Origin of the sequence: Cupriavidus pauculus (assembly GCF_022179805.1) — a bacterium.
Classification (GTDB): domain Bacteria; phylum Pseudomonadota; class Gammaproteobacteria; order Burkholderiales; family Burkholderiaceae; genus Cupriavidus; species Cupriavidus pauculus_E.
In genome coordinates, this window is sequence record NZ_BPUO01000011.1 from 149,584 (window position 1) to 170,304 (window position 20,721).

Annotated in this window: 19 protein-coding genes; 7 read left to right on the plus strand and 12 right to left on the minus strand. The window is 67.2% G+C overall.

The features are described 5' to 3' along the window. Positions 1 to 56: 56 nt before the first annotated feature. Positions 57 to 1,148, minus strand: a complete 1,092-nt coding sequence (ychF, locus tag MFF62_RS22150; RefSeq protein ID WP_238265254.1) for a redox-regulated ATPase YchF — start codon at positions 1,146 to 1,148, stop codon at positions 57 to 59. A 184-nt stretch (positions 1,149 to 1,332) separates the two neighbouring features. Here ychF and MFF62_RS22155 point away from each other — a divergent pair, with 184 nt between their 5' ends. The 5 genes from MFF62_RS22155 to MFF62_RS22175 all read left to right on the plus strand — a co-directional run bounded on the left by MFF62_RS22155 (position 1,333) and on the right by MFF62_RS22175 (position 8,876). After that, positions 1,333 to 2,595 (plus strand): UbiH/UbiF family hydroxylase, encoded by a 1,263-nt coding sequence (locus MFF62_RS22155; protein WP_238265255.1) that lies wholly within the window; start codon positions 1,333 to 1,335, stop codon positions 2,593 to 2,595. 84 nt (positions 2,596 to 2,679) lie between these two features. Further along, entirely contained in the window at positions 2,680 to 3,438 is a 759-nt protein-coding gene (locus tag MFF62_RS22160; RefSeq protein WP_238265256.1) for a DsbC family protein, read from the plus strand. 109 nt (positions 3,439 to 3,547) lie between these two features. After that, the gene (gene acuI / locus MFF62_RS22165; protein ID WP_238265257.1) at positions 3,548 to 4,549 is read left to right on the plus strand and encodes an acrylyl-CoA reductase (NADPH); all 1,002 of its coding nucleotides are present in this window, start codon (positions 3,548 to 3,550) and stop codon (positions 4,547 to 4,549) included. A gap of 63 nt (positions 4,550 to 4,612) precedes the next feature. After that, on the plus strand, positions 4,613 to 6,427 hold the full coding sequence (locus MFF62_RS22170; protein WP_238265300.1) for a M61 family metallopeptidase: 1,815 nt from the start codon (positions 4,613 to 4,615) through the stop codon (positions 6,425 to 6,427). A gap of 88 nt (positions 6,428 to 6,515) precedes the next feature. Next, a complete protein-coding gene (locus MFF62_RS22175; protein WP_238265258.1) occupies positions 6,516 to 8,876 on the plus strand; it encodes an FUSC family protein in 2,361 nt (786 codons plus the stop codon). 101 nt (positions 8,877 to 8,977) lie between these two features. On the opposite strand, the gene MFF62_RS22180 is transcribed toward MFF62_RS22175, so the two are convergent. Then, positions 8,978 to 10,297: an ABC transporter ATP-binding protein gene (locus MFF62_RS22180; RefSeq protein ID WP_238265259.1), complete on the minus strand. Its 1,320-nt coding sequence runs from the start codon at positions 10,295 to 10,297 to the stop codon at positions 8,978 to 8,980. Positions 10,298 to 10,308: 11 nt separating this feature from the next. Beyond that, positions 10,309 to 12,051 carry an ABC transporter permease gene (locus MFF62_RS22185; RefSeq protein ID WP_238265260.1) on the minus strand — a complete coding sequence of 581 codons (1,743 nt, stop codon included), beginning with the start codon at positions 12,049 to 12,051 and terminating at the stop codon, positions 10,309 to 10,311. A gap of 184 nt (positions 12,052 to 12,235) precedes the next feature. Here MFF62_RS22185 and MFF62_RS22190 point away from each other — a divergent pair, with 184 nt between their 5' ends. After that, positions 12,236 to 12,523 (plus strand): acylphosphatase, encoded by a 288-nt coding sequence (locus tag MFF62_RS22190; protein ID WP_238265261.1) that lies wholly within the window; start codon positions 12,236 to 12,238, stop codon positions 12,521 to 12,523. Between the two features lie 4 nt (positions 12,524 to 12,527). On the opposite strand, the gene MFF62_RS22195 is transcribed toward MFF62_RS22190, so the two are convergent. The 8 genes from MFF62_RS22195 to rpe all read right to left on the minus strand — a co-directional run bounded on the left by MFF62_RS22195 (position 12,528) and on the right by rpe (position 19,893). Continuing rightward, positions 12,528 to 13,310 (minus strand): uracil-DNA glycosylase, encoded by a 783-nt coding sequence (locus tag MFF62_RS22195; RefSeq protein ID WP_238265262.1) that lies wholly within the window; start codon positions 13,308 to 13,310, stop codon positions 12,528 to 12,530. Next, positions 13,310 to 13,945: a CYTH domain-containing protein gene (locus tag MFF62_RS22200; RefSeq protein ID WP_238265263.1), complete on the minus strand. Its 636-nt coding sequence runs from the start codon at positions 13,943 to 13,945 to the stop codon at positions 13,310 to 13,312. The genes MFF62_RS22195 and MFF62_RS22200 overlap by 1 nt, the downstream gene beginning before the upstream one ends. A gap of 20 nt (positions 13,946 to 13,965) precedes the next feature. Continuing rightward, positions 13,966 to 14,769 (minus strand): indole-3-glycerol phosphate synthase TrpC, encoded by an 804-nt coding sequence (trpC, locus tag MFF62_RS22205; protein WP_238265264.1) that lies wholly within the window; start codon positions 14,767 to 14,769, stop codon positions 13,966 to 13,968. A gap of 6 nt (positions 14,770 to 14,775) precedes the next feature. Next, positions 14,776 to 15,804 carry an anthranilate phosphoribosyltransferase gene (gene trpD / locus MFF62_RS22210; protein ID WP_238265265.1) on the minus strand — a complete coding sequence of 343 codons (1,029 nt, stop codon included), beginning with the start codon at positions 15,802 to 15,804 and terminating at the stop codon, positions 14,776 to 14,778. 50 nt (positions 15,805 to 15,854) lie between these two features. Next, positions 15,855 to 16,424 carry an aminodeoxychorismate/anthranilate synthase component II gene (locus MFF62_RS22215; RefSeq protein WP_238265266.1) on the minus strand — a complete coding sequence of 190 codons (570 nt, stop codon included), beginning with the start codon at positions 16,422 to 16,424 and terminating at the stop codon, positions 15,855 to 15,857. A gap of 18 nt (positions 16,425 to 16,442) precedes the next feature. After that, positions 16,443 to 17,966: an anthranilate synthase component I gene (gene trpE / locus MFF62_RS22220; protein WP_238265267.1), complete on the minus strand. Its 1,524-nt coding sequence runs from the start codon at positions 17,964 to 17,966 to the stop codon at positions 16,443 to 16,445. 473 nt (positions 17,967 to 18,439) lie between these two features. Beyond that, positions 18,440 to 19,180, minus strand: a complete 741-nt coding sequence (gph, locus tag MFF62_RS22225) for a phosphoglycolate phosphatase (protein WP_238265301.1) — start codon at positions 19,178 to 19,180, stop codon at positions 18,440 to 18,442. A gap of 11 nt (positions 19,181 to 19,191) precedes the next feature. Further along, entirely contained in the window at positions 19,192 to 19,893 is a 702-nt protein-coding gene (gene rpe / locus MFF62_RS22230) for a ribulose-phosphate 3-epimerase (protein ID WP_238265268.1), read from the minus strand. A 203-nt stretch (positions 19,894 to 20,096) separates the two neighbouring features. Between rpe and apaG the strand changes: the two genes are divergently transcribed. Then, positions 20,097 to 20,471 (plus strand): Co2+/Mg2+ efflux protein ApaG, encoded by a 375-nt coding sequence (gene apaG / locus MFF62_RS22235; protein WP_238265269.1) that lies wholly within the window; start codon positions 20,097 to 20,099, stop codon positions 20,469 to 20,471. A gap of 28 nt (positions 20,472 to 20,499) precedes the next feature. On the opposite strand, the gene MFF62_RS22240 is transcribed toward apaG, so the two are convergent. After that, positions 20,500 to 20,697 (minus strand): hypothetical protein, encoded by a 198-nt coding sequence (locus MFF62_RS22240; RefSeq protein ID WP_238265270.1) that lies wholly within the window; start codon positions 20,695 to 20,697, stop codon positions 20,500 to 20,502. Positions 20,698 to 20,721: the final 24 nt, after the last annotated feature.

Consider the following 20,721-nt stretch of genomic DNA (forward strand, 5'->3'; position numbering starts at 1 on the left):
AAAAAGCGCCGACTGGGTCGGCGCTTTTTTTGGTCTTGCAGCGGTGCGGCTGTGGCTCAGACGTTGAACAGGAAGTTCATCACGTCGCCGTCGTGCACCACGTATTCCTTGCCTTCGGCGCGCATCTTGCCGGCTTCCTTGGCGCCGGTTTCGCCCTTGAACTGGATGTAGTCGTCGTAGGCGATGGTCTGGGCGCGGATGAAGCCGCGTTCGAAGTCGGTGTGGATCACGCCGGCCGCCTTGGGGGCGGTGTCGCCGACGTGGATGGTCCACGCGCGCACTTCCTTCACGCCAGCGGTGAAGTAGGTCTGCAGGCCCAGCAGCTTGAAGCCGGCGCGGATCACGCGGTCCAGGCCCGGTTCTTCCATGCCCAGGTCGGCCAGGAATTCGGCCTTGTCGGCGTCGTCCAGGTCGGCGATCTCGGCTTCGATGGCGGCGCATACGGCCACGACCGGCGAATTGGTGGTCTTGGCGTACTCGCGCACGGTGTCCAGGTGCGGGTTGTTTTCGAAGCCGTCTTCACGCACATTGGCCACAAACATCGTGGGCTTGGCGGTGATCAGGCAGAACGGGCGCAGGGCTTCCCATTCCTCGGGAGCCAAGTCCAGCGTGCGCACGGCCTTGGCCTGGTCCAGCACGGCTTGTGCCTTTTCCAGCACCGCCACCAGGCGTTGGGCTTCCTTGTCGCCCGCGCGGGCCGGCTTGACGTAGCGGGCCACGGCCTTTTCGACGGTAGCCAGGTCGGCCAGCGCCAGTTCGGTGTTGATGACCTCGATGTCGGACAGCGGATCGACCTTGCCGGCCACGTGGATCACATTGTCGTCCTCGAAGCAGCGCACCACGTGGGTGATGGCGTCGGTTTCGCGGATGTTGGCCAGGAACTGGTTGCCCAGGCCTTCACCCTTGGACGCGCCGGCCACCAGGCCCGCGATGTCGACGAATTCGACCGTCGCCGGCAGCACGCGCTCGGGCTTGACGATCTCGGCCAGCTTGCCAAGCCTCGGATCCGGCACTTCCACCACGCCCACATTGGGTTCGATGGTGCAGAACGGATAGTTTTCGGCGGCGATGCCGGCCTTGGTCAGGGCATTGAACAGCGTGGACTTGCCGACGTTGGGCAGGCCGACGATGCCGCATTTGAGGCTCATGGTGTCAGGCGGGAAATTGCGAAAGCCGTATTCTAGCGGATGGCCGGCGCCAGCCGATGCCCGGATGGGGTCTGGCCGTGCGGTGCGGCCCAATGTCGCCACCCCGATGCCGCCTTCATCACGTCGCTATAATCCAGCCATGTCCGGACCTGCCGCGCCGGCGCCCAGCGCCGCTGCCTATTAGATGTCGTCGAATTCTTCTTCCCGCTTCCAGATCGCCGTAGTCGGCGGTGGCATTGTCGGCAAGGCCTGCGCGCTGCTGCTGGCGCAACAGGGCATGCAGGTGGCGCTGGTGGCGCCGCGCCCCGCGGCCGACACCGCCCGCACCGGCGATGACGACTGGGACAGCCGCATCTATGCGTTCTCCGCCAGTTCCCAGGCGCTGCTGGAGCGGCTCCGTGTCTGGGAGGCGCTGGACCCCGCCCGCGTGCAGCCGGTGCGCGACATGCGCATCTACGGCGACGAAAGCGCGGGCGAAACCAATCCGTCGCCGCATGGCGACCTGCATTTCTCGGCCTACGCGGCGGCCGTGCCGCAACTGGCGTGGATCATCGAATCGGGCCATGTCGAGCGCGTGCTCGATACCGCGCTGCGCTTCCAGCATCAGGTGAAGTGGTTCGACGACACCGCCGCGCACCTCGAACGTGACCTCGACGGCGTGACGCTGACGCTTGGCGGCGGCGAGCGCGTGCGCGCCAACTGCCTGGTCGGCGCCGACGGCGCGCGATCCTGGGTGCGCCAGCAATGCCATATCGGCACCACGCAGCGGCGCTACCGCCAACTGGGCGTGGTGGCCAACTTCCGCTGCGAACTGCCGCACCAGGAAACGGCCTGGCAGTGGTTCCTGGGTAGCCCGGAAAAGCTGATGGCCGACGAAGAATCGGCCAATGGCGAGATCCTGGCCATGCTGCCGCTGCCCGGCAACCGCGTGTCGATGGTCTGGTCGGCCGACGAGGCCCACGCGCGCGACCTGCTGGCACTGTCGCCCGAGGCGCTGGCCGCCACCGTGGCCCAGGTGGCCAACGGCGCGGTGGGCGCACGCTTCGGCGCTTTGCAGTGCCTGACGCCGGCGCAAGGGTTTCCGCTGGTGCTGCAGCGCGCAGACCAGTTCGCCCAGCCGCACGTAGCCTTGGTAGGCGATGCCGCACATGTGGTGCATCCGCTGGCCGGACAGGGCATGAACCTGGGTCTGCGCGACGTGGTGGAACTTGGGCGCGTGATGGCCGACAAAGAAGCGTTCCGGCACGAAGGCGACCTGCGCCTGCTGCGCCGCTACGAGCGGGCGCGTGCCACCGACCTGCTGTCGCTGACGGCGGCTACCGATGGCCTGCACCGGCTGTTCTCGCTACCCGGCACGCCGGCCCGCATGGTGCGTAACCTGGGCATCCGTGCCGTGGGCAGCCAGGGGCTGCTCAAGCGATTCCTGATCGGCCGCGCGCTGGGGTAGCCGCTCCGCCAATCCGCCGATCGACGATTTACCGATGACATGCATGCCGGCACACTGACCGGCAATTCGACACCTGGAGTCAATATGTTGCAACAGATCCGCCGCCGCACCTCACGCGTCGCCGCCATCGTCGCCGTGGCCGGCGGCCTGGCCGCCGCGGGCTATGCCCTTCACGCGCTGGCCGCGGACGAACCGGGCACGGACAAGATCAAGGCGTCGATCCAGAAAATGCTGGGTGGCCGTGCCGAGGTGAAGAGCGTGAACAAGTCGCCGCTGCCGGGCCTGTACGAGGTAAACGTCGGCGGGCAACTGGTCTACACCGATTCCACCGGCCGCTACATCCTCAGCGGCGAACTGATCGATACCAAGACCAACACCAACCTGACCGAAGAGCGGCTGGCCGAGATCAACAAGATCAAGTGGTCGGACCTGCCGCTGACGCGCGCGATCAAGTGGACCAAGGGCGACGGCAGCCGCTCGGTGGCCGTGTTCTCGGACCCGAACTGCGGATACTGCAAGAAGATCGAGCAGACCTTCCAGCAGATGGACAACATCACCGTCTATACCTTCCTGTACCCGGTGCTGTCGCCCGATTCGTCGGTCAAGGCCAAGCAGGTCTGGTGTTCGGCGGACCGTACCAAGGCGTGGCGCGACTGGATGCTGAACCACGTGGCGCTGGCGGGCAACGGTAGCTGCAAGACGCCCGTCGACGACAACCTGGCGCTGGGCCAGAGCCTGAACATCACGGGCACGCCGGCCGTCTTCTTTACCGACGGCACCCGCATCCCTGGCGCGGCCGATGCCGCCACGCTGGAGCGCAAGCTGGCCAGCCTCAAGAAATAAGCACGACGCCGGATCGCCCCGGCTGTCAGGAACGGCCGGCACTGTCCGGCCGTTTTTCATTTCCGGACGCCCCTCCGGCTTCCATCACAACAATCGGGAGACACCCATCATGACTTTCCAGGCATTGCTGCTGACCCAGGCCGACGGCAAGACCCAGGCCGAGATCGCCAAACTGGACGAGAGCCAGTTGCCCGAGGACGGCGACGTGCTGGTGGCGGTCGACTATTCGACCGTCAACTTCAAGGATGGACTGGCGATCACGGGCCGCTCGCCCGTGGTGCGCAAATGGCCGATGGTGGCTGGTATCGACGGCGCGGGCACGGTGCTCGATTCCAGTGACCCGCGCTGGAAGACCGGCGACCGCGTGGTGCTGAACGGCTACGGCGTGGGCGAGACGCACTGGGGCTGCCTGGCGCAGCGCGCCAGGCTCAAGGGCGACTGGCTCGTGAAGCTGCCGGATGCGTTCACCACGCGCCAGGCCATGGCCATCGGCACGGCGGGCTATACGGCCATGCTGTCGGTGCTGGCGCTGGAGCGCGGTGGCGTCAACGGCCCGGTGCGGCCCGGCGATGGCGAGGTGCTGGTGACGGGCGCCTCGGGCGGCGTGGGGTCGGTGGCCATCTCGATCCTGGCCAAGCTCGGGTATCGCGTCACGGCCTCCACGGGCAAGACGGCGGAAGCCGACTTCCTGCGCGCGCTGGGTGCGGCCGACGTCATCGACCGGGCCGAACTGAGCGCGCCGGGCAAGCCGTTGCAGAAGGAGCGCTGGGCGGCGGTGATCGACTCGGTGGGCTCGCACACGCTGGTCAATGCCTGCGCGCAGGTGCGCTACGGCGGTGTGGTCACCGCGTGCGGGCTGGCGCAGGGTATGGACTTTCCCGCGTCGGTGGCGCCGTTCATCCTGCGCGGCGTGACGCTGGCCGGCATCGACAGCGTGATGGCCGCCATGCCATTGCGCGAGATGGCCTGGAAGCGTCTGGCGCAGGACCTGGCGCCCGACCGTCTGCAGGCCATCACGCACGAGATCCGGCTGGCCGAGGCCGTGGAGGCGGGCCGCAAGATCGTGGAAGGCGGCATGCGAGGCCGTGTGGTCGTGGATGTGAACGGCTGACGGCAACATCCCCGGGGAATCCGCGCCCCGGGCGCTCCGGGGCGTGACGCTACAATCGTGACCATGACGCCGATCCGCTACGCCATCGCCCCGCTTCAACCTGAAGCCCACCTGTTCGCCGTCACCGTGACGGTGGATGTTCCCGACCCGGCCGGCCAGGTCTTCACGCTGCCCGCGTGGATTCCGGGCAGCTACATGATCAGAGACTTCGCACGCAATATCGTCCGCATCCGTGCCGATGCCGGCCGCGTGCGCGTGCCGCTGACCAAGCTCGACAAGCAGACCTGGCAGGCCGCGCCGTTGCCGCTGGACGCCGGTCCGCTGACGCTGAGCTACGAGGTGTACGCGTGGGACCTGTCGGTGCGCAGCGCCCACCTGGACAACACCCACGGCTTCTTCAACGGCAGTTCGGTGTTCCTGCGCGTGGTGGGCCAGGACGCGCAGCCGTGCACGGTGGAGATCCATCCGCCCGCCGGCGAAGCGTATGCCGAATGGCGCGTGGCCACGGCCCTGCCGGAAGCACGCGGCCCCGGCGGCGCGCGCCGCCACGGCTTTGGCCGCTACCAGGCAGCCGACTACGACGAATTGATCGACCATCCGGTGGAGATGGGGACGTTCACGTTGGGCACGTTCCGCGCCTGCGGGGTGTCGCACGACGTGGTGTTCACGGGCCGCGTGCCGCAACTGGACATGCAGCGGGTGTGCCGCGACCTGAAGCAGATCTGCGAGGCGCAGATCCGGCTGTTCGAGCCGCGCTCCGAGCGGGCGCCGTTCCTGGACAGCAACCGCCGCTACGTCTTCATGACGATGGTCACCACCGACGGCTATGGTGGCCTGGAACACCGCGCCAGCACGGCGCTGATGTGCGCACGCAGCGACCTGCCGGTGCGCGGCAACAGCGAGACCAGCGAAGGCTATCGCACGTTCCTGGGCCTGTGCAGCCATGAGTATTTCCACACCTGGAACGTCAAGCGCATCAAGCCGGCGGCATTCGTGCCGTACCAGCTTGCGCAGGAAACCTACACGCCGCTGCTGTGGCTGTTCGAAGGTTTCACGAGCTACTACGACGACCTGATCCTGGTGCGCACGGGCCTGGTCAGCGAGCAGCAGTACGTGGACATGCTGGCCAAGACATGGAACGGCGTGCTGCGCGGCACCGGCCGCACCAAGCAGAGCGTGGCCGAGAGCGCGTTCGATGCCTGGACCAAGTACTACCGGCAGGACGAGAACGCGCCGAATGCCATCGTCAGCTACTACACCAAGGGGTCGCTGGTGGCGCTGGCGCTGGACCTGACGATCCGCGAGAAGACGCGCGGACGCCGTTCGCTGGACGACATCATGCGCGCGCTGTGGCAGCGCTATGGCCGCGACTTCTACGCGCCGGGCGCCATCCAGCGCGGCGTGACCGAGGCCGATATCTACGCGCTGTTCGACGAGGTGACCGGCCTGCGGCTGGGCAAGCTGCTGCACGCGCTGACCGAGGGCACGGGCGAGATCGGCCTGCCGGCGCTGTTCCACGACGTCGGCATCCGCGCCGAACCGCAGAAGCCGAACGGCACTGCCGCGCTGGGCATCAAAACGCGCAGCGAGGATGGTTGGGTACGCGTGACCCAGGTGCTCGACGGGGGCGCCGGCCAGTTGGCTGGCCTGTCGGCGGGTGACCTGGTGGCGGCCGTGGATGGCCTGCGCGTGGCGCCGGGTCAACTGGACAAGCTGCTATCGCGCTACCGGCCTGGCGACGCCGTCACGCTGCACGTGTTCCGGCGCGACGAGCTGCAGGTGCTGCCCGTGACGCTGGCGCGCGAACCGGTCGCGCAATTCAAGGTCAAGATCGAAGCGGGCAAGCATGCGGGGCGTGCGCGCTGGCTGGGCCAGTAAGTCGCCCGTCACGGTGCCGTTGCCCTTGGTGGTGACGGCGCCCGCCCCCATCCGTCCGGCTCCGGCCGGCACCTAACCTCCGCCCCCCATGGAATACGCGCACGATCCCCGCACGTTCCTGTTCTCGCATTACATCTACCGTGGCATCCGCTCGGCCACGGGTGTCATCGGCCTGACGCTGCTCGCCATGCAGTTCATGGACCTGCCCAGCGCCATGGTGGTGTCCGTGGGTGCGCTGTGCACCAGCCTGATGGACTTGCCGAGCCCGCTGCCGCACAAGTTCAACGAGATGCTGGCCAGCGTGCTGCTGTGCACGGCCGTGACGGCCATCGTCGCCATGGCCACGCCGTTCCCGAAGGTGCAGCCGTTCGTGCTGGTGCTGGTGACGTTCCTGGCCGGCATGATGACGGTCTATGGCAACAAGACCATGCCGCTGCAGTTCTCGATGCTGTTCGTCATGACGCTGACGATCAACGAGGAATTCGTGGTCAGCCGCGCGCTGTCGCATTCGGCGCTGTTCGGAGCCGGAGCCTTCGGTTACCTGGTCTACGCCATGACGGTGAGCTGGATCATGGAGCGCCGCACCCGGCAGCAGATCCTGGGCGAATCGCTGTACGAGATGGCGGGCTACCTGGAGATCAAGGGCGCCTTCTACGACGCGGGCACCGACTACGACGAGCAGTTCAACCGGCTGGTGCGCCAGCAGATCGTGGTGGCAGAACGGCAGCAGGCCGCGCGCGACATGGTGCTGCGCGGTAACAAGACGCCCCACGACGGGCTGCTGGTGCAGGTGCACCTGCGCATGCTCGACCTCTACGAATACCTGCTGTCGACCAATACCGACTACGCGCTGCTGCGCCAGACGTTTGGCGGCACGCCGGTGCTGGACGGGCTGCGCCGGCTGGTGCTGGGACTGGGCACCGACCTGGAGGAGATTGCCTACGATGTGACGCGCGGCAAGCCGTCGTACAGTGCGTTCGACTATCGGCCCGACCTGCGCAAGGTGGAGGAAGAGATCGACCAGCTCCGGCATCACCACGTGTCGCCGTCGGCGATGAACGCGCTGCGCGACACGCTGGAGATGATCCGCGGCGCCATCATGCTGCTGGGCCAGCTGCACGAGGCGTCGCGTACGCCGGTCGAGCCGGCCAAGGTGATGCCGGGGTCGGACATGACGCCGTTCCTGACGCGCCAGAAGTACGAGTTCGGCGTGGTGCGCGACAACCTGCACTGGCGCTCGCCGGCGTTCCGCTTTGCCCTGCGGATCACGATGGCTGTGGCGGTGGGGCTGTGGCTCGGCGACCGCCTGCCGTATGCGTCGCACAGCTACTGGATCCTGCTGACCATCGTCGTGATCCTGAAGCCGAATTTCAGCCTGACCAAGCAGCGCTACAACGACCGTCTGATCGGCACGCTGATCGGCTGCATCGTCAGCGTCGGCATCCTGCGCTGGGTGCACGAGCCGCTGGCGCTGATCGGCATCCTGTACCTGGCACTGGTGGCCAGCGCCGCATTCGTGACGATCAAGTACCGCTACACGGCGATTGCCGCGTGTATCCAGGTGCTGATCCAGATTAACCTGCTGATGCCGGGCAGCCAGACCGTGGTGGGCGAACGGCTGGTGGATACGGTAATCGGCGGCGTGATTGCGTCGATCTTCAGCTTCGTGCTGCCAAGCTGGGAGTACCGGGCCATCCCGAAGCTGGTGGAAAACGTGCTGCAGGCCAACCGCCGCTATATCGCCGCCACGCGCGACCTGCTGACGCGCAAGGCGTCGGACGACTTTGCGTATCGCGTGCAGCGCAAGCAGTTCATGGACAACCTGTCGACGCTGATCGGATCGTTCCAGCGCATGCTCGACGAGCCGCGCAGCCGGCACCGCGCCGTGGACAACCTGAGCCGCTTCATCGTCCAGAACTACCTGGTGGCCGCCCACATCGCGGCGGCACGCATCCAGGTGCGGCAGCACTACGGCGAACTCGATATCCCGGCGGCGGAAGCCGCGATCGACACTGCCACCGATGCCGCCCTGAAATCGCTGACGCTGGCCAGCCAGCGGCTGGCGGGCGAGGAACGCCACGGGCCACGCGGCGCGGGGTTTATTCGCACGCCGGCCGAGGCTGCCGTGGCAGGGGTGGGGCTTGTGCATGAACCGGCGGCGCCTGTTTCGGAAGACGATGCCAGCGAGCGGCGCGCACGGATTGCGGATTCAGCCGACCGCCGCAAGGCCGATGTGCTGGCGCAGGCCGCGGCGGCGGGCGAAATTGGTGCCAACGAGCCGCTGCAGAAGACGCAGGATCAACATGCGGGGACTACGGCCAGCGCATCGGGCCGGGCGGCCAACGCGTTGCTGGAGCGCCGCATGCGGGCGTTGCGCGAGGACGCAGCGAAGATCGCGCTGCGGACGGGGGCGATTGGCAGGGCGATCAGGGTGCCGGTGAAGAGTTGAGGCTGATCTATTGCCACTGGTTTTGCTCCCCTCTCCCGGAAGTCGGGACAGCCGATTCGGCTCCCCTCTCCCGCATGGCGGGAGAGGGGAGCAAAACCGCATCACCCCTCCCCATCCCCCGCCGGCAGCGTCAGCATCCCGCTATTAAACGAATACCCATACACCTCGCCATATCGCCCCCAGGCAATCGCGATCTTCAGCACGCGCTCGGCTTCTTCGGGCTTCAGATAATCCTCCAGCTCCCGCAGCACCGATTCCTCGCCGACCTCGCCGTCTTCGCTCTGCTCCAGCTCGCGCCGGATGTGCGCGGCCAGGGCCACGTGGGTCAGTAGCTGCTTGCCGAACAGCACCTTGCGCTCGGGCGGCTCGGTACGGTAGTAACTGTGCCCCAGCGGGGTGGCCGTGATGTCGCCACGCTCGATGTGCGCCAGCCCCAGCAGTTGCATCGCTTCGCAGGCGGGCAGCAGGTCGTCGTCGGTCAGGCCGGCCTCGCGGGCCAGGTGTGGCAGGTCGGCGCGGCCGAGGAACGGCGATTCGTGCAGCAGGTCGAGCACGGCTTCCATCTGGCCGATGTCGGCTTCGGGCAGGCGGTAGCCGATGGGCAGCGCGGCGGGCATCGACGGCATGCGCGGCGCGGGTGCGGCCGGAGACGTCATCAGCGCGTAGACCTCGTCGACCAGCGCGCGCACCTGGGCATCGTCGCGGTTGCGCGGGCGGGGGAACGGCACGGCCACTTCGGCACGCACGCGCCCCGGGTCGCTGGACAGGATGACGATGCGGTCGGCCATCATCACCGCTTCCTCAATGTTGTGCGACACGATCAGGATGCTGCGGATGTTGGCGCGCCCCGATTCCCAGAGGTCGAGCATCTCGTCGCGCAGGGTTTCGCCGGTCAGCACGTCCAGCGCCGAGAACGCCTCGTCCATCAGCAGCAGGTCGGGCTCGGTCACCAGGGCGCGGGCAATGCCCACGCGCTGGCGCATGCCGCCCGACAGCTCGCGCGGCAGTGCGCTGTTGAAGCCGGACAGCCCGATCATGTCGATGGCCGCCTCGGCGCGGCGCGCGCGTTCGGCCTTGTTCACGCCCTGGGCCTCCAGGCCCAGTTCCACGTTCTGCTGCACGGTCAGCCACGGGAACAGCGCGAACGACTGGAACACCATGGCGATGCCCTCGGCCGTGCCGGTCAGCCGCTGGCCGCGGAAATGCACCTCGCCACGGTCGGCGCCGACCAGGCCGGCCATGATGCGCAACAGCGTGGACTTGCCCGAGCCCGACTTGCCAAGCATGGCCACGATCTCGCCCTCGCGCAGCGTCAGGTTCACGCCTTCGAGCACGGCGCGGTCGGTATGGTCGGCGGTGCGGAACATCTTGCCCACGCCGCGCAGGTCGATCACCGGATTGGCGTTGTCTTGCAGTGCCATCGTCATCCCTCTCAAAGCCGCGTGCGCGCCTGCGCCAGGTTGTACAGCCGGTTCCAAAGCAACTGGTTGAAGCCCACCACGAACAGCGCCATCACGCCGATGCCCAGCGCGATACGCGGAAAGTCGCCGCGTGCCGTCATCTCGGCGATATAGCTGCCCAGGCCCGTGGCCACCAGCGTGCGGTCGCCCCAGGTCACGTATTCGGACACGATGCTGGCGTTCCAGGATCCGCCCGCCGCCGTCACCAGGCCGGTCAGCAGGCTGGGGAACACGGCCGGCACCAGGAAGCGGCGCCACAGCAGCCAGCCCTTGAGCCCGAAGTTACGCGCGGCCAGCCGCAGTTCGGTGGGAATGCCCGATGCGCCGGCCACCACGTTGAACAGGATGTACCACTGCGTGCCAAAGATCATCAGCGGGCTGAGCCAGATCTCGGGGTTCAGGCCGAACCGCGCGATGGCCATCACGGCCAGCGGAAACATCAGGTTGGCCGGAAAGGCCGCCAGGAACTGGGCGATGGGCTGCGCCACGCGCGCCAGCGACGGATTGAGCCCGATGCGGATGCCGATGGGCACCCAGACCAGCGCCGCCAGTGCGATCAGCACCACCACGCGCACCATCGTCAGCGTGCCGAGCCAGAGCACATGGGCGGCTTCGGCCCAGCCCACCTCGCTGTGCACGAAGTGGAACACGCGGTAGAGCGCGGCCAACGCGATGACGACGATCAGGCCGTCGCGCAGCCGGTCGTGCCACGGCGCCCAGCGCGCCGGCGTGGCTGGCAGCCTCACCACGTTGCGATGCCGGGCGCTCCAGGCCAGCGTGTGGCCCGCCAGCGCGGCGGTGCGCTTGAGCAGCGCATGCACCCAGGCCGAGCGCCGCAGCACGTCGAGCAGCCACGACTGCGGCGCGGCGTCCTGCGCCAGCGACTCAAAGCGGAAGCGGTCGGCCCAGGCCACGAGCGGACGGAACAGGAACTGGTCATAGAGCACGATGCCGGCCAGCATCGCCAGGATCGCCCAGCCAATCGCGGCCAGGTTCTGCTGCTCGATGGCCAGCGCGATGTACGACCCGATGCCGGGCAGGCGGATGTCGTGGCCGGACACCGAGATGGCTTCGGAGGCCACCACGAAGAACCAGCCGCCGGACATCGACATCATCATGTTCCAGAGCAGGCCCGGCATGGCGTAGGGCACCTCCAGCCGCCAGAAGCGTTGCCAGCCTGAGAGCCGGAACATGGTGGCGGCCTCCAGCAGCTCGCCCGGGATCGTGCGGAACGACTGGTACAGGCTGAAGGCCATGTTCCACGCCTGCGACGTGAAGATGGCAAAGATGGCGGCGCATTCCACGCCGGCGATGTTGCCGGGGAACAGCGCGATGAAGCCCGTGACCGTGATCGACAGGAAGCCGAGGACCGGGATCGACTGGAGGATGTCCAGCGCCGGCACCATCACTTTTTCGGCGGTGCGGCTGCGTGTGGCAATGGCCGCGAACGCGAACGAGAACACCAGCGACGCCGTCAGCGCGAGCAGCATGCGGATGCTGGTGCGCATCAGGTAATAAGGCAGCCAGGTGACGTCGAGATGGATGGCCAGCGCCTCGCCGGGCTGGTACGGCACGTCCATCTGGCGCGCGGCATAGGCCACGATGACGATGGCGGCCAGGATGATCGGCAACAGCGCCAGGTCGAAGCGGTTCGGCGGCGCGTTCAGCCGCGGGGCGACGTAGCCCGGGGCCTGGTTGTGTGGCGTTGGTGGCATCGGTACGCGCTCCCCGGTTGAGATGCGCCGTGCCCTCGGTCCCAGCCCGCCAATGGGGTGCTCCCCTCTCCCGCGCGGCGGGAGAGGGGCTGGGGGTGAGGGCAAAGGCATCGTATGCTGACTCTGACCAGATAACCTAACGCCCCACCCGACTAGGTAGTTTACCTAGGGCAAGGAGATTTTCATGACAGCACGAACCGAGACCTGGCACCTGCTCGCGCATGGCCGCGTGCAGGGCGTGGGCTACCGTGCCGCGTGTGCCGACAAAGCCATCGCGCTTGGGCTGGGTGGCTGGGTGAGAAACCGTGTGGATGGCACCGTGGAGGTCATCGCCACCGGCTCACGCGAGCAGTTGGAAACGCTGCGCGGGTGGATGGAGCAGGGGCCGCCCGCCGCGCAGGTGTCGAAGGTGGAGATGGAAACGGCGCCGTCCGAAGCGTTCGACCACTTCGAATGGCGCCCGACTGCCTAGATGGTCAGACGGACTTCAGCCAGTCGATACCGGGCCGGCCGTGGCGTTCCAGCCAGTCATTGGCCTGCCGGAAATGCCCGCAGCCCAGAAAACCGCGATGGGCCGACAGCGGCGACGGATGCGGGGCTTCGAGCACACAGTGCGTCTGGCCTTCCAGCAAGGCGCGCTTGGCCTGGGCATGGCTGCCCCACAGCATGAAGACCAGGTTCGGCCGCGATGCGGCCAGCGCGTGGATCAGGCAGTCGGTCACGGCTTCCCAGCCGCGCTTGGCATGGCTGGCCGCGTTGGCCTGCTCGACGGTCAGTACCGTGTTCAGGAGCAGCACGCCCTGGCGCGCCCAACCTTCCAGGTTGCCCGACGCGCGCACCGGTTCCGCGCCATATTCGGCACCGATTTCCTTGAAGATATTGCGCAGGCTGGGCGGCACCTTGATGCCGTCGGGCACCGAGAACGCCAGGCCATGTGCCTGCGGCATCTCCACGCCGCCCACCACGCCGGTGCCGTGATACGGGTCCTGGCCCAGGATCACCACCTGCACCGCGTCGGGCGGCGTGAGGTGCAGCGCGTGGAAAACCGTGTGCGGGAACACCGGTTTGCCGGCGGCACGCTCGCCATCGACGAAATCACAGAGCGCCTGCCACGCCGTATTGCCCATGCAGGGTGCCAGTAGCTGGCGCCACGCGGCGGGCAGGGCGTCGACCTGGGTTTGCAGCGTGTCGCAGGCGACGGGGGTATCCGGCGAGGTGGCCGTGTCGGGCGTGTCGGTGGCGAACAGGTCGGCTTGCATCAGGTGGGTTGGGTGAGTCGATAGCCGCGCGCGGCCTTGCTGAGGTCGGACGGCTGCAGCGGCGCCACGTGGGCCAGCCGGCGTGCAAACGCGCGCAGCGCGGCTTCGGCCGTGGCGTCGTCGGTGTTTGCCGTGGCCGCGTCGCGCGGCAGCCATTCGAGTTCGAGTTCCTGGATCCGTTCGGTACGCGCCGTGCCGGCCGCGCTGATGGCGCCGGTGTCGAGCGCGGCTTCGATGCGCTCGCCGTCCTGCTCCACGATCCACGTACGCCGGACAAAGTCGGTGCGGAAGACCGGCGCCAGCCGTGCCACCAGCGGCGCCAACACGGCGCGGGCTTCCTCATTGAAGCGGGTCAGGTCGATGGCCTCGCCGGCCACTTCGGTTTCCCACTCGTGGCGCGTGGACAGGCCGCCGGTGCTCTTGCTGGCCGTCTTCAGCGTCTGCAGCCACTGCTGGCCTTTCCGGCGCAGCCGCAGCGCGGCGCGCGCCTGCGCCAGTTCGCGCCCGGGTGTGTCCAGGTAGACGTTCAACAGCGTGGTTTCGCCACGCGCTTCGCCATGGGCATCGAGCCATGCGGCCACGGCGGCCAGCGCCGCGTCGGGCACGGCCAGTTTCAGTTCGATCTCGGTCGCCATGGCGTCAGTCCGTCTTCCGGTCAGCCGAACAGGCGGGCCAGCTCCACGCCCGGTTCGGGCGCGCGCATGAACGCCTCGCCCACCAGGAAGGCGTGGACGGCGGCATCGCGCATGCGCTTGACGTCGTCCGGGCCCAGGATGCCGGACTCGGTCACCACCAGGCGCTCGGCCGGCATATGCGGCAGCAGGTTCAGGGTGTTGTCGAGCGACACCTCGAACGTGCGCAGGTTGCGGTTGTTCACGCCCACCAGCGGCGTCTTCAGCTTCAGCGCGGCGTCGAGTTCGTCGTCGCCATGCACTTCCACCAGCACGTCCATGCCCAGTTCATGCGCGCAGGCTTCGAGTTCGGCCATCAGGCCGTGGTCGAGTGCCGCCACGATCAGCAGGATGGCATCGGCGCCCCAGGTGCGGGCTTCATAGACCTGGTACAGGTCCATCATGAAGTCCTTGCGCAGCGCCGGCAGGTCGCAGGCGGCGCGGGCGCGCTTCAGGTAGTCGGCGTGGCCCTGGAAGAAGTTCACGTCGGTCAGCACGGACAGGCACGCCGCGCCGTGCGTGGCATAGCTTTCGGCGATGGCCTCGGGCACGAAGTTCTCGCGCAGCACGCCCTTGGACGGCGACGCCTTCTTCACTTCGGAAATCACGCCGGCGTGGCCGGCCGCGATCTTCTCGCGCAGCGCGCGTTCAAAGCCGCGCGGTGCCAGGCCGGGCTCGCCGCGCAGGCTCTCGGCCTCGGCGCGCAGGCTCGGCAGGTCGCGCTTCTTGCGCGCCGCGTTCACTTCGTCGGCCTTGACGGCCAGGATCTTCTCAAGAATGTCGGACATGGCGATTTACCTAAATTGCTGCGTGGCGCGCACGAACTGGTCAAGCTTCTCGCGGGCCGCGCCGCTGGCGATGGCTTCGCGCGCACGCTTGATGCCATCCTCGATCGAGCTGGCCACGTTGGCGGCGTAGAGCGCGGTGCCGGCGTTCAGCGACACGATCTCGCGCGGCGTGCCCGCCACGTTGCCCAGCGCTTCGAGCAGCATTTCCTTCGATTCGGCCGCATCGGCCACCTTGAGGCCACGGTTCGAGATCATCGACAGGCCAAAGTCTTCCGGATGGATCTCATACTCGCGCACCTCGCCATCCTTCAGTTCGCCCACCAGCGTGGCGGCGCCCAGTGATACCTCGTCCATGCCGTCCTTGCCGTACACCACGATTGCGTGCTGCGCGCCCAGGCGCTGCATCACGCGCACCTGGATGCCGACCAAGTCGGGGTGGAACACGCCCATCAGGATGTTCGGCGCGTCGGCCGGATTGGTCAGCGGGCCCAGGATATTGAAGATCGTGCGCACGCCCATTTCCTTGCGGATCGGCGCCACGTTCTTCATGGCCGGATGGTGGGTCGGCGCGAACATGAAGCCGATGCCGGTCTGCTCGATGCACTCGCCCACCTGCTCGGGCGTCAGCATGATGTTCACGCCCAGCGCCTCCAGCACGTCGGCGCTGCCGGACTTGGACGAAACGCCACGATTGCCGTGCTTGGCGATCTTGGCGCCAGCCGCGGCGGCCACGAACATCGACGCCGTGGAGATATTGAACGTATGCGAGCCGTCGCCGCCGGTGCCCACGATGTCGACGAAGTTCTGGCGGTCCTGCACGGTCACGTGGTTGGCAAACTCGCGCATCACCTGCGCGGCGGCCGAGATCTCGCCGATGGTTTCCTTCTTCACGCGCAGGCCGGTCAGGATGGCGGCGGCCATCACCGGGCTGATCTGGCCCTGCATGATCTGCCGCATCAGGTGCAGCATCTCGTCATGAAAGATCTCGCGGTGTTCGATGCAGCGCGTCAGCGCTTCCTGCGGCGTGATGGACATGGCGGTCTCTTCTATGTTGTGGGCGGCGTAGGCGGAAAAGTCGGTGCGCCTCATCGGGGCGCCTTGATGAAATTGGCCAGCAGCGCATGGCCGTGTTCGGACAGGATCGACTCGGGGTGGAACTGCACGCCTTCCACGTTCAGCGTCTTGTGGCGCACGCCCATGATTTCGCCGTCCGGCGTCCAGGCCGTGACTTCCAGGCAATCGGGCAGCGTCTCGCGCTCGATGGCCAGCGAATGATAGCGCGTGACGTCGAAATGCCTGGGCAGGCCGGCGAACACACCTTCCTGCGTGGTTTCGATGGTGCTCACCTTGCCGTGCATCACCTGGCGGGCGCGGATCACCTTGCCGCCAAACGCCTCGCCGATGGCCTGGTGGCCCAGGCACACGCCCAGCAGCGGCACCTTGCCGGCAAAGTGCTTGAGCACATCGACCGAGATACCGGCCTCGCGCGGGCTGCAGGGGCCCGGCGACACGCAGATGTGGTCCGGCTTGAGCGCCTCGATTTCGGCCAGGGTGATTTCGTCGTTGCGATAGGTGCGCACGTCGGCGCCCAGTTCGCCAAAGTACTGCACGAGGTTGTAGGTGAACGAATCGTAGTTGTCGATCATCAGCAGCATGTCATCTCTCCCGGGGGCTCAGAGGTCGGCGTCCAGGCCGTCCTGGACCTGTTCCGCGGCGCGGATCACGGCGCGCGCCTTCGCCTCGGTTTCCCTCCATTCGGCCTCGGGGTCCGAGTCCGCGACAATGCCGGCTGCGGCCTGCACGTAGAGATTGCCTTCCTTGATCACGCCGGTACGGATGGCGATTGCCAGGTCCATCTCGCCGCCGAACGACAGGTAGCCCACGGCGCCGCCGTAGATGCCGCGCTTGCGCGGTTCCAGTTCGTCGATGATCTCCATGGCGCGCACCTTGGGTGCCCCGGACAGCGTGCCGGCCGGGAACGTGGCGCGCAGCACGTCGAGGTTGCTCATGCCGTCGCGCAGCGTGCCTTCCACCGAACTCACGATGTGCTGCACGTGCGAGTACTTTTCGATCACCATCTTGTCGGTGACCTTGACCGTGCCGGTTTCGGCGATGCGGCCGATGTCGTTGCGCGCCAGGTCGATCAGCATCACGTGCTCGGCAATCTCCTTCGGATCGTTGAGCAGTTCGGTGGCAAGCTGGGCGTCGCGCTCGGGCGTGCTGCCGCGCGGACGGGTGCCGGCCAGCGGGCGGATCGTGACGATGCGGGCGGTCTCGGCGTCGCCGTTCTGCGGCGTGCCGATCTTGCGGGTCTCCTGGCGTACCAGGATCTCCGGCGACGCGCCCACCACCTGGAAGTCACCGAAGTTGTAGAAGTACATGTACGGCGACGGGTTCAGCGAGCGCAGCGCGCGGTACAGCGACAGCGGCGAGTCACGGTACGGCTTGACCAGGCGCTGGCCCACCTGCACCTGCATCATGTCGCCGGCCATGATGTATTCCTTGGCCTTGTGCACGGCAGTCAGGTAGTCGGCCTTGGCGAATTCTCGATAGACCTCGGACTGCACCGACGGGCTGGTCACGGGCACATCCACGGGCTGGCGCAGCTTCATGCGCAGTTCGCGCAGGCGCTGGCGGGCGCGGGAATAGGCTTCGGGCGTGGTCGGGTCGGCGTAGACAATCAGGTAGAGCTTGCCGGACAGGTTGTCGATCACGGCCAGTTCTTCGCACAGCAGCAGCTGGATGTCAGGCAGGCCCAGGTCGTCGGGCATCTGCTTGCCGGCCAGCTTCTTCTCGATGTAGCGCACGGCGTCGTAGCCGAAGTAACCGGCCAGGCCGCCGCAGAAGCGCGGCATGCCCGGGCGCAGCGCCACCTTGAAACGGCTTTCGAATTCGGCGATGAAGTCGAGCGGATTGCCTTCGCGGGTTTCAACGACCTTGCCGTCGGTCACCACCTCGGCGCGCTCGCCGTAGGCGCGGATCAGCGTGCGGGCGTGCAGGCCGATGAACGAGTAGCGGCCGAAGCGCTCGCCGCCCACCACCGATTCCAGCAGGAACGTGTTCACGCCGCGCGTTTGCGACTGGGCCAGCTTCAGGTACAGCGACAGCGGCGTTTCCAGGTCGGCCAGTGCCTCGGCGATGATCGGAATGCGGTTGTAGCCCTGGTCGGCCAGCGATTTGAATTCCAGTTCGGTCATGTCGATCCTCTTCTTGCGGCGCCGGCCAGTATGGTCGGGTCGGGCGGCACCATGATGTCGTTCGCGAGGAGGGAAGGGCGACAACCTGCATCAACCCGCCTCCCGTGGGGGCGGACCGTGGTGCACACGTGAATCGATGAGGCAGCACACGGCCAGGGATGGCGCGTGGCACGTTCTCGAGGCTAACCGTAGCACAGGCGTTGCAGGGAGCAACCGGAACCACGGCGCTGGCGGAGGAATCTGCCGGGAAGGCCGGCCGTCAGGGAATCTGGACCGGTCCGGCGGAGCTTGAGGGGGAGGGAATCGGCAGCAGACTGCGCAATTCCGGGTGCCCCGGCAAGCCCGTCAGGAAACTCGCGAACGCACTTTACGCCTGTTCAGAGGCGCGCCAGCGACGCCAGGGCCAGGCCTGCCGATCACTGCCAGAAGAGATGCGTTTGCGGTTGAGGAACATTGAGTGGTGTTCAGCCGAGTTATCGGTGGTTTGTCCGGTGTGCGGCAAGCAGCGCCGCCACACGGGCAATGTCGGCGACTATACCATCGGCGTCGACGCCTTGTACAGGATTCCCATGGTTGTAGCCATAGGGCATCAACAGCACTCCCATGCCGGCCGCCCGGGCCGCGCGGGCGTCGTTTTCCGAGTCGCCAATGGCCAGCACGGCGGCCGGATCCAGGTGGAATACCTCGGCCACCTTGAGCAGCGGATAGGGGTCGGGCTTGCGCAGCGGGAACGCGTCGCCGCCATAGACCAGCTCGAAGTACTGGGCCAGGCCGGTCTTGGCCAGCAGCGGTTCCGTGAAATTCCACGGCTTGTTGGTCACGCACGCCATGCGCAGGCCAAGGCTCTTCAAGGCCGCCAGGCCCTCGCGCACGTTCGGGTACAGGTTCGAGAACTGGCCGTTGATGCGCACGTACTCGCGGTCGTACAGCGCGTAGGCGTCAGCGAACAGGCCGTTGGCGTGCAGCGGGCTGAACCGGGCGTCCAGCACCCGGCGGATCAGGTTTTCAGACCCCTTGCCGACAAAGCTGACGATCTCCTGCGCGGACATCGGCTCCACCGGGCCCAGGTGCGGATGCTGGTGCACCAGCGCCAGCAGCATGGCGTTGACCGACGCGTGGAAGTCGCCGGCGGTGTCGACCATGGTGCCGTCCAGGTCGACGATCACCGCCTGGATGCCGCTCCAGTCCGTGCGGCGCAGGATGTCGTCCGTCATCATCGCCGCCATTACTGGCCAACCTTGGCCAGCACGTCGCGGAACGTGTTGATGATGCCCTTGTAGCCGCCATCGGCGTCCGGCTTGCCGAACACGGCCGAACCGGCCACGAAGGTATCGGCGCCGGCAGCGGCGATCTCGGCGATGTTGTCGGGCTTCACGCCGCCGTCCACTTCCAGCAGGATCTGGCGGCCGGTGCGGGCCGTGTAGGCGTCGATGCGGGCACGCACGGCGCGCAGCTTGTTCAGCGTCTCGGGGATGAACGACTGGCCGCCGAAGCCCGGGTTCACGCTCATCAGCAGAATCACGTCCAGGCGGTCCATCACGTGGTCCAGGTGGTGCAGCGGGGTGGCCGGGTTGAAGACCAGGCCGGCCTGGCAGCCGTTGTCGCGGATCAGCGCCAGCGAGCGGTCGATGTGGTCGCTGGCCTCGGGGTGGAACGTGATGATGTTGGCGCCGGCCTTGGCAAAGTCCGGGATGATGCGGTCCACGGGGCGCACCATCAGGTGCACGTCGATCGGGGCCGTCACGTGCGGGCGGATGGCCTCGCAGACCAGCGGGCCCACGGTCAGGTTGGGCACGTAATGGTTGTCCATCACGTCGAAATGGATCCAGTCGGCGCCGGCTTCGGTCACGCGGCGCACTTCCTCGCCCAGGCGGGCAAAGTCGGCGGACAGGATGGACGGGGCAATACGGTAGGTGGGCTGGCTCATGGCGGCTCGGGCTCGGTAATCGGGGCGAATTGCGGCGGATGCGGGGTGATCCGCGTGGATTGGCGCGTATTTTACGCCGGTCGGGGCCGGTTTCGCCCAGCGTCGGCCGCTTGCCCCTGCCAAGCCCTTGCCGCACAATGCGACACACCCGGCCGCGCCCCCTTTGCGGGTGCCGGCCTGCCGACCATCTCATCCGTCAAACAATGAGCGAGTACGCTTTCTCCGTGGCCGTGCGCACCCAGTACATGGCCGACCAGTCGGACCCCGACCGCGGACGCTATGCGTTCGCGTACACGATCACCATCCACAACACCGGCGAAGTGGCCGCGCAGCTGATTTCGCGCCACTGGGTCATCACCGACAGCGACAACGCCACGCAGGAAGTGGCGGGGCTGGGCGTGGTGGGCCACCAGCCGCTGCTGAAACCCGGCGAGCATTTCGAGTATTCGAGCTGGGCCACGATCTCCACGCCGGTGGGCTCGATGAAGGGCGACTACTTCTGCGTGGCCGAGGACGGCCACCGCTTCGAGGTGCCGATTCCGGAATTCGCGCTGGTGCTGCCGCGCATGCTGCATTGACGGCAGGGCAGGGCGCCCGCCCGGGAACCTAGGCGTCGGGCGCCTTGTCCGTCTCTTGCGGTGCCTGACCGGCCCGCGACGGGTGATCCTGCGGCGCGCGCGCGGGGCGCGGATGCTTTTTCGCGCTTCCCATGGTCCAGACCACGATGAAGATCAGCAGCAGCAGCGCCAGGCCGGCCTCGGCAGCCAGCAGCAGGGTGGGATGGTTTTCGAAGAACTGGCTCATCGCTTGGGGCTTTCAGGGCAGTCG

Coding starts and splice junctions, on each gene's coding strand:
- ychF (WP_238265254.1), bottom strand. CDS start 1,148: ATGAGCCTCAAATGCGGCATCGTCGGCCTGCCCAACGTCGGCAAGTCC.
- MFF62_RS22155 (WP_238265255.1), top strand. CDS start 1,333: ATGTCGTCGAATTCTTCTTCCCGCTTCCAGATCGCCGTAGTCGGCGGT.
- MFF62_RS22160 (WP_238265256.1), top strand. CDS start 2,680: ATGTTGCAACAGATCCGCCGCCGCACCTCACGCGTCGCCGCCATCGTC.
- acuI (WP_238265257.1), top strand. CDS start 3,548: ATGACTTTCCAGGCATTGCTGCTGACCCAGGCCGACGGCAAGACCCAG.
- MFF62_RS22170 (WP_238265300.1), top strand. CDS start 4,613: ATGACGCCGATCCGCTACGCCATCGCCCCGCTTCAACCTGAAGCCCAC.
- MFF62_RS22175 (WP_238265258.1), top strand. CDS start 6,516: ATGGAATACGCGCACGATCCCCGCACGTTCCTGTTCTCGCATTACATC.
- MFF62_RS22180 (WP_238265259.1), bottom strand. CDS start 10,297: ATGGCACTGCAAGACAACGCCAATCCGGTGATCGACCTGCGCGGCGTG.
- MFF62_RS22185 (WP_238265260.1), bottom strand. CDS start 12,051: ATGCCACCAACGCCACACAACCAGGCCCCGGGCTACGTCGCCCCGCGG.
- MFF62_RS22190 (WP_238265261.1), top strand. CDS start 12,236: ATGACAGCACGAACCGAGACCTGGCACCTGCTCGCGCATGGCCGCGTG.
- MFF62_RS22195 (WP_238265262.1), bottom strand. CDS start 13,310: ATGCAAGCCGACCTGTTCGCCACCGACACGCCCGACACGGCCACCTCG.
- MFF62_RS22200 (WP_238265263.1), bottom strand. CDS start 13,945: ATGGCGACCGAGATCGAACTGAAACTGGCCGTGCCCGACGCGGCGCTG.
- trpC (WP_238265264.1), bottom strand. CDS start 14,769: ATGTCCGACATTCTTGAGAAGATCCTGGCCGTCAAGGCCGACGAAGTG.
- trpD (WP_238265265.1), bottom strand. CDS start 15,804: ATGTCCATCACGCCGCAGGAAGCGCTGACGCGCTGCATCGAACACCGC.
- MFF62_RS22215 (WP_238265266.1), bottom strand. CDS start 16,424: ATGCTGCTGATGATCGACAACTACGATTCGTTCACCTACAACCTCGTG.
- trpE (WP_238265267.1), bottom strand. CDS start 17,966: ATGACCGAACTGGAATTCAAATCGCTGGCCGACCAGGGCTACAACCGC.
- gph (WP_238265301.1), bottom strand. CDS start 19,180: ATGACGGACGACATCCTGCGCCGCACGGACTGGAGCGGCATCCAGGCG.
- rpe (WP_238265268.1), bottom strand. CDS start 19,893: ATGAGCCAGCCCACCTACCGTATTGCCCCGTCCATCCTGTCCGCCGAC.
- apaG (WP_238265269.1), top strand. CDS start 20,097: ATGAGCGAGTACGCTTTCTCCGTGGCCGTGCGCACCCAGTACATGGCC.
- MFF62_RS22240 (WP_238265270.1), bottom strand. CDS start 20,697: ATGAGCCAGTTCTTCGAAAACCATCCCACCCTGCTGCTGGCTGCCGAG.